General features: G+C 56.9%; 12 protein-coding genes. 8 read left to right on the plus strand and 4 right to left on the minus strand.

Features of this window, described 5'->3' with window-relative positions; genetic code table 11:
- The 4 genes from AB4043_RS08105 to AB4043_RS08120 all read left to right on the plus strand — a co-directional run.
- A partial coding sequence (locus AB4043_RS08105; RefSeq protein WP_442306827.1) for an efflux RND transporter permease subunit occupies positions 1–237 on the plus strand: 237 nt, incomplete at its 5' end.
- 240 nt (positions 238–477) lie between these two features.
- Positions 478–867, plus strand: a complete 390-nt coding sequence (locus tag AB4043_RS08110) for a DUF1801 domain-containing protein (protein WP_442300272.1) — start codon at positions 478–480, stop codon at positions 865–867.
- Between the two features lie 109 nt (positions 868–976).
- On the plus strand, positions 977–2,119 hold the full coding sequence (locus tag AB4043_RS08115; protein ID WP_442300271.1) for a cellulase family glycosylhydrolase: 1,143 nt from the start codon (positions 977–979) through the stop codon (positions 2,117–2,119).
- 347 nt (positions 2,120–2,466) lie between these two features.
- Positions 2,467–2,625: a hypothetical protein gene (locus AB4043_RS08120; RefSeq protein WP_442300270.1), complete on the plus strand. Its 159-nt coding sequence runs from the start codon at positions 2,467–2,469 to the stop codon at positions 2,623–2,625.
- Between the two features lie 121 nt (positions 2,626–2,746).
- Here AB4043_RS08120 and AB4043_RS08125 read toward each other — a convergent pair whose 3' ends face one another.
- Both AB4043_RS08125 and AB4043_RS08130 read right to left on the minus strand, forming a co-directional pair.
- Positions 2,747–3,514 (minus strand): LytR/AlgR family response regulator transcription factor, encoded by a 768-nt coding sequence (locus tag AB4043_RS08125; protein ID WP_442300269.1) that lies wholly within the window; start codon positions 3,512–3,514, stop codon positions 2,747–2,749.
- The gene (locus tag AB4043_RS08130; protein WP_442300268.1) at positions 3,483–5,444 is read right to left on the minus strand and encodes a sensor histidine kinase; all 1,962 of its coding nucleotides are present in this window, start codon (positions 5,442–5,444) and stop codon (positions 3,483–3,485) included. Before AB4043_RS08130 ends, AB4043_RS08125 begins: the two co-directional genes overlap by 32 nt.
- A gap of 291 nt (positions 5,445–5,735) precedes the next feature.
- Between AB4043_RS08130 and AB4043_RS08135 the strand changes: the two genes are divergently transcribed.
- From AB4043_RS08135 to AB4043_RS08150, 4 genes are read left to right on the plus strand one after another with little or no spacing between them, the layout of a single operon-like run.
- Positions 5,736–6,395, plus strand: coding sequence for a hypothetical protein (locus tag AB4043_RS08135; protein WP_442300267.1), 660 nt, complete (start codon positions 5,736–5,738; stop codon positions 6,393–6,395).
- A gap of 42 nt (positions 6,396–6,437) precedes the next feature.
- A complete protein-coding gene (locus AB4043_RS08140) occupies positions 6,438–6,938 on the plus strand; it encodes a DUF2141 domain-containing protein (RefSeq protein WP_442300266.1) in 501 nt (166 codons plus the stop codon).
- A gap of 33 nt (positions 6,939–6,971) precedes the next feature.
- Entirely contained in the window at positions 6,972–7,523 is a 552-nt protein-coding gene (locus AB4043_RS08145) for an SDR family NAD(P)-dependent oxidoreductase (protein ID WP_442306828.1), read from the plus strand.
- Positions 7,463–7,729 (plus strand): SDR family oxidoreductase, encoded by a 267-nt coding sequence (locus AB4043_RS08150; protein ID WP_442306829.1) that lies wholly within the window; start codon positions 7,463–7,465, stop codon positions 7,727–7,729. The genes AB4043_RS08145 and AB4043_RS08150 overlap by 61 nt, the downstream gene beginning before the upstream one ends.
- A gap of 168 nt (positions 7,730–7,897) precedes the next feature.
- Here the strand turns inward: AB4043_RS08150 and AB4043_RS08155 are convergent, their stop codons facing one another.
- Positions 7,898–8,347 (minus strand): nuclear transport factor 2 family protein, encoded by a 450-nt coding sequence (locus tag AB4043_RS08155; protein WP_442300264.1) that lies wholly within the window; start codon positions 8,345–8,347, stop codon positions 7,898–7,900.
- Positions 8,348–8,528: 181 nt separating this feature from the next.
- Positions 8,529–9,334, minus strand: an 806-nt coding sequence (gene larB, locus AB4043_RS08160; RefSeq protein ID WP_442306830.1) for a nickel pincer cofactor biosynthesis protein LarB, incomplete at its 5' end; no start/stop codon positions are given.

Genomic DNA, 9,334 nt, shown 5'->3' on the forward strand with positions numbered 1-9,334 from the left:
CCTCAGCATGGCCTCAAAAACGGCAGTCTGGATGAGCTGCGGCCTGTCGTGATGGCATGTATGTCTGCCGGCCTTGGTTTGTTACCTGCTGCCGTCATGAACGCTATCGGCGCGCAAGCCCAGCAGCCGCTGGCGCGTGTCGTCGTGGGTGGCATGATCACCACGGTGTTGTCGATCCTGTTCCTCATGCCGCTGATGGCTCGCCGGCGATCGCATATTGAAGCAGAGCCGGAATAGATCGATATAAGTTCCTGGCGGGGTTGGGCGTCGCGCCCAGCCCCCTTTTTTTGAGTGCATGCTGCCGTGTTGCAGCTTTTGTCCGGATGCGGTGAAAATGGAAGCCGGTGGAGCATTTTCCCTGTAGGTGTAGTCCAGAGCATCCGCATCTATGGGCGTTTTCCGCAATGAAAACGCCGCTGCACACGCTTCCGGGATACCCAGCAACAGGGAAATGCTCTAACGGAAAGGGGTTGTCCTATGGAGTCTGCTGCTGCACTCATCGATGAGAAGATCAAGGAACTCGACGACTGGCGTGGGAAGACGCTCGCGAAGGTACGCGAGATTATCCACAAGGCAGATCCGGAGATCGTGGAGGAGCTGAAGTGGCGGGGCACACCCGTCTGGTCCCACGGCGGTATTGTCTGTACGGGCGAGACCTATAAGAACGTGGTCAAGATGACCTTTGCCAAGGGAGCTGCGCTGGATGATCCGTCCGGCCTGTTCAACTCCAGCCTGGAAGGGAATGTCAGGCGAGCCATCGACATCCACGAAGGGGACAAGATCAATGAAGCTGCCTTGAAGCGGCTCATCGTAGCTGCGGTGGCACTCAATCTGGAGAGCAAGAGCAAGCCCAAGGCTCGGAAATAGACGCGGAGATCCTGAGGATATGAGGACGCCGTAGGTACAGTGCACTGGTTTGCCGGTGATGTGTGCCGCGCGCTAGGATCGTTTCTCAACATCGAGAAAGGAAATCATTGTGATCCTTCGCAACTCTCTTGCGGCCGCTGTGCTCGCGCTCTGTTTCGGTTCCACATCTCTGCATGCGAATTCCCCTCGTGAGCGCTGGACAGAAGAGCAGGCGTGGACTTACATGCGTGCCAACCCCTGGCCCGTGGGAAGTAATTTTCTTCCCGTCGACGCAATCAATGAGCTGGAGATGTTTCAGCGCGAGACGTACAACCCCGCCGAGATCGATAAGGAGTTCGGCTGGGCCGAATCCGCGGGTATGAACACGATGCGGATCTTCCTGCACGATCTTCTCTGGCAGCAGGACGCCGCAGGCTTCAAGCAGCGGCTTGACAACCTGCTCACCATGGCAGCCCGGCATCACATCAAACCGGTGCTCGTTCTCTTTGATTCCTGCTGGGATCCTGATCCCAAGCTGGGACCGCAGCATCCGCCGATCCCCGGCATTCATAATTCCGGCTGGGTACAGAGCCCTGGAATCGCCCTCGCCGATCCGGCGAACAAGCCCCGGTTCGAGGCGTATGTGAAGGGAATCGTCGGCGCCTTTGCCAATGACGATCGCATCCTGGCGTGGGATGTCTGGAACGAACCCGACAATTCGGGCGGAGGCAAATACCCAAACAACCTCAAAGACAAGACGCAGCTGATGAACGCTCTTCTACCGCAGGTCTTCGCCTGGGCAAGATCTCAGGGGCCAAAGCAACCGCTGACAAGCGGTGTGTGGACACACGACTCCTGGAATGATCCGGGGAACTGGTCTGCTACAGAGAAGATTCAGCTCTCAGAGAGTGACATCATCTCGTTCCATGACTACTCCTGGCCAGAGAAGTTCGAGAGCCGGGTGGCCGGCCTGGAGAAGTTGCATCGGCCCCTTCTCTGCACGGAGTATATGGCGCGCGGCGCCGGTTCCACCATCGACACCATTCTGCCGATTGCAGCAGCGCACCATGTCGGCATGATCAACTGGGGCCTGGTTCAGGGCAAGATGCAGACCAACCTGCCGTGGGATAGTTGGCAGGTTCCTTACGTCGGGCGTGAGCCTACCGTCTGGTTCCACGATCTCTTCTACCCTGACGGTCATCCCTACCGTGAGAGGGAGATCGAGATACTGCGTGACACTGCTCGCAAGATGAATCCGAAGCAAGGTTCGTGATAATGGGCGACCGATAAAGAAACGGGAGAAAAGCGGATTTCTCCGCTACTTTTCACCCCGGCCAGCAAGCTGGCCGGGGACCCCGAGCGCTTCGAAATGACAAACAAAAGGAGCTACGGCTCTGAGCGCTGAAGGCGCGTTCTATACCAGCCTGGGGCAACGCCCCAGGTTTGGTGCCCCACAGAATGTTAAAGGGCTGAAGGCCCGTTCTATAGAACTGCTTGAGCGGGTAGAGCATTTCTCCTGTAGGTGTAGTGTAGGGATTCCGTATCTATGGGCGTTTTCCGCAATGAAAACGCCGCTGCACTCCCCTTCCGGGCTACCCAGCAACAGGAGAAATGCTCTAGGTGCCGACGATCGATGGCGTTTGGCTTGACGGCGTTAAAAACGCACCCTGGTGGCTACACGTTCGCGTAACCGCCTGGACTATCTATCTCGCCGTTACTCATCTTACGATCACCAAATCCGGATCGAGCGGATCGCTCCGGTCGATGCTCCCTTCCTAGGAGCGCGGTCTTTCCATGTTTCATCGGACGGAAGCCGCCTGCTGACGACGCGAGTGTTGCGCCACAGCCCCGTTTATTTTCTTGCTGAAGAATCGAAGAAATAATCGTCCCGCTGCGGCACCTACAATCCTGGAATACGTGCACGGAGAGCACGTGCCTGCCGCTCGCTGACCTCGATCTCGGAGTTCTTCGCATCGTTCATGACGAGCACGATACTGCTTCCGGGATCGAGCCGAAGTTCTTTGATGCGATCCAGGTTGATCAGCGAGGCTCGATGGGCGCGGAAAAAACCGCGTTCTTCCAGCGCCTCTTCTAACTCTCCGATCTGGTAGTTCACCCAGTAGGTATCGTTCTCAACCCGCATCCGCAGAATGCCGCTGTCCATAAAGAAATAGACAGCATCAGAGGGATTCATGAGRAAGATCCGGTTGGCCTTTCTGGCGACGATCCGCTGCATGGAGGCCGGTGCGTTGCCGAGCAGCCGATTCACCTTTTCGTCCTCTACCCGCCGGGACGAGGCGTTCTGAATAAGGACGGCAGCGCGCTCCACCATCTCTCGCAGATCTTCTTCTTCGATCGGTTTCAGAAGATAAGCGATCGCGCGCTCGCGAAAGGCCTCCATCGCGTACTCGTGAAAGCCGGTGATGAAGATCGTGAAGGGACGAGGTGTGTCCGCTGAAAGGCTCTTCAGAACCTCAAAGCCATTCAGGCCCGGCATCTCAACATCGAGGAAGAGCAGGTCTGGACGAAGCTGCTCAATGCCCTGAAGAGCCTCGACACCGTTTTCTGCTTCACCAATGATATGAATATTCGAATCGCGGTCGAGCAGTCTGTGCAGCCGTGCCCGTGCCGCTGGTTCATCGTCCGCGAGCAATGCTCGAATTTGCATCCTTCGCTCCATGTATGGGAATCGTCAGGGTTGCCCTGCATCCGGTACTTGCGAGATCCGAAAGAGTCAGGGCAGCAGCCGTGCCATAGAGTGTGCTGAGCCGCTCCCGGACATTCTGTAAACCGATGCCTGTGCCGTTCGTCATATGCGGCCGCATCCGGCGGTCAAGGTCATTGTCTGTGCGGAAGCCAAGTCCATCGTCCTCAATCCTGATCTGGATCGTGTTGTCGTGAAGCTGAGCCCCGACAAGGATATGGCTTTTGCCGATCTTCGGGGTAACGCCGTGTTTGATCGCATTCTCAACCAACGGTTGCAGGATCAGCGACGGAATCATCAGGTGTTCGGCTGCCGAGTCAATCTCGAATGTCACGGACAGCCTCTCCCCGAACCGGATCTGCTCGATCTCAAGGATGGTTCGCAGAAATTCCATCTCTTCGTGCAGAGAACTGAACGGCCGGCCCGATTGGATCAGCACATACCGGAAGATGCTGCTCAGACGGATCGTCATCTTCTCTGCTTTATCCGGTTCCGACGGTATGAGGGAAGCGATCGTATTCAGTGAATTGAAAAGAAAGTGTGGATTGATCTGTGACCGAAGTGCACGCAACTCCGCTTCCACCAATTGACGGCTGAGGTGGCCTTCCATGCGAACCCGTTCGATTCTCTCTTCCTCGCGTTCAAGATCGTTGAGCCGCTTTCCCGCGTGCAGGGCGATCTCATGCAATAGATCAATCTCTGTTGTGAGAAGCGTTCTTCGCTCCCCTTGCAGAGAGACCGCAAGCCGAATCGGTTTGCTGCTTGATGGAATGGGGATCAGCAGATCGGCCGGCGGTGCGGTGTGATCAGGGACGCCCGGCTCAACCTGAATCTCTTCCGGCCTCATTGCGAGTGTTTCTACGGCTGCGGATTGGATTGATGCAATGAGTGACGTCCTGGAGTCCAGAGATCCGATCTGCTGTCGAAACTCCTGCATCATCTGTCGAGGGTCCCGTTTCCCAAAGACCCTGCGTTCTACAAGTAGGTCAATCCAGTATCCCAACCGCAGGTAGAGCAAGATGGTTCCGCTCAGAATCGCTACACCCAGCAGCGTTCCTGTTGCCAGTGGCAGCGGCATGTTGTGAGTCGCCGAAGCAATTGGTCCAAACAAAAGAAGGGCTCCGCCGAGCGCCAGCAAGCCGCCAAGAATCAGGCGAAGTGCGATCTTAGCGAAGACATCAGCAGCCCGGAAGTGGGAGAAATAGAAGAACACGCCAATCACAAGCAGAATTACGCCCTGAAATCTGCCTATCTGGGCCAGGTGTGCCACGGTGCCGGGAGGAGGAAGGAAGAAACTGGCGACTGCACCGGCTGTACACACAAGTAGCCCCAGGATCATCAACGCGATCGCAATCTGATCCGTCGGCCCTCTCAGCGTACCCGGCAGTAGCGTCATCCCACCCACGATCAGAATCAGGAGCCCGTTGTAGATGGCCAGATTTCCAACCGCGTTCTGTGCCGTGAGTAGATTCAATCCCGGGATAGCAATGAGCTGCGCGGTTGCCCATGTTCCTGCGATGACGGAGACCGCAATCAAGCTTCCGCTGATCACCGAGTAGAGGACGATCCAGCTTCCGGCTCTGCGCCGAAGACTGGTGACCGCGTTCGAGCGCCAGATGGAAAGAATGCCACAAGGGCAAAGCGCTCCGGCTGCGAAGCCAATTGAGCGGATGCGGTATTCGAGTACAGGATTTAGATTCGGATCGCCGAGCAGTGCGAGATTCTTGAATAAGCCGGCTCCGTTCGCAATGAGGACGCAAGCCGCAAACCAAAAGCGGGCTCCTCGATTCTTTCCTCCCGAACGATAGATAAGGAAGAGAAGTAGACCTGAGAGCGCGGTTCCGAGAGCGAACCCAAATGTCTGCGCGAGGATGTTCGCTTCACGATAGTCCATGGCCGCACGATCCGGGATCGCCTCCGCCCTTTACTCTCCTGCAATTCTTGCAGGAACAGCAAAGAAAAGGAATGAGTGCCGGAAATGAAGACGTTAGCGCACGGAATATCGTCTCCAGCGCTGAGACCGGCCGCCGGCACTGCCTGACGGCGTGTGGTTGCGTGATGTGAAGGGTTCGTCACCTCGTTCAATCGGTCTAAGCCGCGTTCGCCGTCAAAGTTGCCGCGTTTATCTCTTCCGGCTTGGCCGGCCACACTTTGTCGATAAGACTGCGTGTGTAAGGAGGAACACATGATCTCCACTATGAAGATAGCCGCATGTTTGATCTGGATCGCCAGTGTTGCTGCATGCGCCCAGACGAGTTCCCAGAGCAGTTCCGACTTATCCCCGCGTTCTGAGACGGACCCCTCGACCATCACTGCAACCAATGCGCCGGTGCGCAGTAGCGGCGCCTATCGCTTTCCTGACCACAAACAACAGTACCGAAACTATCTGTATTCAACATTTGGTCCCCCCGGATTAATCAGCTCGGCAATCGGCGCGGGGATCGATCAAGGAAAACCGGCGCCCCCGGAATGGGATTCGGGTGGTCAAGGGTACGGCGAACGTTATGGATCAAGGTTCACCATGAACCTTACCGCGAAGACCGCTGAGTACTCCCTGGGCGCTCTGATTCATGAGGACGTCGCCTACCACCGGTGCGACTGTACGGGCTTCTTTCCCCGAACCGCACATGCGTTTGCCTCCGTGCTGACAGCAAAGACAAGAAGCGGACGGACCGTATTCTCTGTGCCTTCTCTTGTATCTCCGTACGCGGGTTCGTTTATGGCGGTGAATGCGTGGTATCCGAGCCGCTACGAACCAGCCGATGCCTTGCGGATTGGAAATATGTCGTTTGTGTTCAAAGCAGGTGGAAATCTGATCGGCGAATTTATCGCTCCGCGGCGTTGATCGGTTAATCCATAGCTTTTTGAAGTGGATGGTGGAGGGAATATGCAGCGCTATCTATTGTTCACGTGCATCGCAGCAATTGCCTTGCTTGCATCTGGTCTTGGCCTCGCTTCTCCTGGCATCGCTTCTTCGGGCCTCGCTTCCGAGTTTGCCTCGCAAGCTGGAGCGACTTCAAAACTTACTGTCCAGGTTGCCGGCGCGAGAAATAGCAAAGGGCAGATTGCTATTGCCCTGTTCCAGGATGGGGCGGGCTTTCCCGGAGATAAGTCGAAGGCGTTTCGCACGCTCCAGGTCAGGATCGATCCGCAGACCTTACGCGCACAGGTCACGCTGAATGGCCTTCCCCCGGGTGTCTATGCTGTATCGGTCTTTCATGATGAGAACATGAACGGCCAGCTTGATAAGAACATCTTCGGCATTCCCAAGGAAGGCTATGGCGCCTCAAACAATCCGAAGAAATCCATGGGGCCTCCCAAATTTGCCGAAGCGAAGTTTCAGCTGGACCAGCCTGAAAAGGCGATCGAGATCTCCTTGCTCTACTAATTCATCTCGAACCGAATACGGAGGAGTTCACTTATGTCTGAAGAGAAACATGCAGCTCTCGACCGGCGCACGATGCTGGCGATGACCGCAGCCGCAATAACGGGCGGTGTCGCCGGATGCGCCCGCGGTGCGGCGCCAACGTACACGACTGCCACGCAAACCAACTCACGCCGCAGGTTTGAAAACAAAGTCGTTCTTGTTACGGGAGCAACCTCCGGGATCGGGCGAGCAGCCGCGATCGCTTTTGCGGCAGAGGGCGCAAAGGTTGCATTCTGTGGACGCCGCGAGACTCTCGGACAGGAAGTAGAGCGTGGTATCAAATCTCAGGGCGGTGAGGCTGTCTACATTCGCGCGGACGTACGTGATGAAAGCAGCGTACGGTCTCTTGTCGATCGGGTCGTTCAGCGGTACGGGCGTCTGGACATAGCATTCAACAATGCCGGTATCACGCTCGAGAAACCGCTTCACGAATACAGCGCAAGCGCGGACTCATTGGTCTTGTCCAGTCCGCTGCGCTTGACTATGTGGATAGGGGTATCCGCATCAACGCACTCATTCCTGGAACCACCGATACCGCGTTGGTAAGGCGAGTAGCCCACATGGAGGACGTCCCGGATGTAGTGTGGAAAGCTGCTGCGGACATCTGGGCGAGGTCCCATGTTCCGATGAAACGGATGGCGACTCCCGAAGAGATCGCATCGTTTGCCTTGGCGCTTGCTTCCGATGAATTTCCCTATATGACTGGTGCGCAGATGGTTATCGACGGCGGTAAAACCACACGGGATGGCTAGAGCATTTCTCCTGTAGGTGTAGTGCAGGGCTTATGCATCTATGGGCGTTTTCCCCAATGAAAACGCCGCTGCACTCCCCTTCCGGGCTACCCAGCAACAGGAGAAATGCTCTAGGGTGGTATCTCAGAAGTTCTTGTCATAAATGTTGCTCTTCATGATTTATGTCACCTAGGTTCCCTCGACGTGCGAGCAGTGGTTGGCAGCGAGCTTCCACGCGCCGGATTGGTTGATCCATGTGTCGCTGCAAATCACCGTACGAGCACGGTGTGTGCCGTTGATGGTGGCGTCGTAGGTGAACTTATAGTGTGCGACCGCGGTGTTGGGTCCGAAGTTCGTTACCTTCACCTCGCTGACCTCGCCCTTAGTGAATTTGATGGACTTGTCCTGTATTTGCTTGATGGCCTCAGCTTTGGTTGCCCAGTCGCCCCAGCTGTATCCCTCGACATAGCCGTCAGCCAGGTGCTCCTGATACCATGCGGCATCGTTATCCATTTGCGCGTGGTGCATGTCTTTTTCGAGTTGCTGGATGTTGGCGGACGTGCCGCCCTGCGCGAACATTGTGATGGCTACCGCCAAGCAGCACACTGCCAGGAACGCGAACGTGATTTTCCGATTCATCGCTATCTCTCCCTCTTAGTTCGAGATATCCCTGTGGTCGGCGCGGATGATGCCGTCGCCGCGAACTTTACCGCGCGGCGGCGCCGCCTTCCTTGAGGTGGGGCACGCTTATACTCGGTCACGGCGCTGCTGTCAATAGTCATTGTGCAGCCAGCGTCGTTTCAAATGGCTTCGCTAAGGATTACTTCTTCTGCTGCCCGCGGCAGATGAGGGTGGCGGTATACGCGGCTCCAAAGCCGTTATCAATGTTGACGACGGTGGTGTTCGGCGAGCAGGAGTTCAGCATGGAGAGCAGGGCCGTGATGCCGTGGAAGGCAACACCATACCCTACGCTGGTGGGGACGGCGATGACCGGTACGCCCACCATGCCGCCCAGCACGCTGGGCAAGGCGCCTTCCATGCCGGCGCAGGCGATAACGACATCTGCTGTCTGCAGCAGGGGACGCTGCGCGAGCAGGCGGTGAATGCCCGCGACGCCGACATCGGTGATGCGTAGAACATTGGCCCCGAAGAGATCCGCGGTGATGGCGGCCTCTTCCGCAACCGGAAGATCGCTGGTGCCGGCGCAGACGACCGCGATGGTGCCCTCGTGCCGTGGCTGCTGAGTCTGCCGCAGGGTAATGCACTGGGCAAGAGCGTGGTATTCGGCGGCAGGAATCAGTGTCTGCACCGCGGCGAAATGTGCAGCGTCTGCCTTGGTCGCGAGCACGTTCACGCCCGAGGCGGCGATGCGTTGAAAGATCGCGGCGGTCTGTTCCGGTGTCTTGCCGGCAGCGTAGATCACCTCAGGAAGGCCGGAGCGCAGGGCGCGATGGTGATCGATCTTGGCAAAGCCGGTGTCTTCGAAGGGAAGGTGCGTCAGCGCGTCAGCGGCCTGCTCGGTAGAGATGGCGCTGGTGCGGAGCTGTTCGAGGAGGCGGAGCAGAGATTCGCGATGCATGTGTTTCCAGTGATGTTCAACGTTGTTTCCCACGCATCGCTTTGCGA

Source organism: Terriglobus sp. YAF25 (assembly GCF_052113305.1).
Taxonomy (GTDB): domain Bacteria; phylum Acidobacteriota; class Terriglobia; order Terriglobales; family Acidobacteriaceae; genus Terriglobus.